At 68.8% G+C, this 240-nt stretch carries 1 protein-coding gene; it reads left to right on the top strand.

What is annotated here, in order from left to right; all coding sequences use genetic code 11:
* Nucleotides 1–54: 54 nt before the first annotated feature.
* Nucleotides 55–240: DUF2437 domain-containing protein (locus ACZ6JE_RS15540; RefSeq protein ID WP_464319530.1), on the top strand; the 186-nt coding region annotated here is incomplete at its 3' end.

The following is a 240-nucleotide window of genomic DNA, read 5'->3' as shown; positions in this document are numbered from 1 at the left end:
GCTCCGTGCCGAGCTGACCGACATCCAGAACGGTCGGCGACCCGATGTTCACGGATGGATGACGCGGCTCGACGCATGAAGATCGCACGGTTCGCAACCCCCGGCGAAGACCCCCGTGACGGCATCGTCGACGAGCGCGAGCTGATCGTGCTCGCGGGCGACCCGATGTACAGCGGCTACGAGACCACGGGCGCGCGCATCTCGCTGCGGTCGGCGACGATCCTCGCGCCGGTCATCCCC

The sequence above is a fragment of the Frigoribacterium sp. AC759 genome, assembly GCF_979256015.1.
Note: the sequence above shows the minus strand (reverse complement) of the source record. Positions and strands in the feature narration are given on the sequence as shown.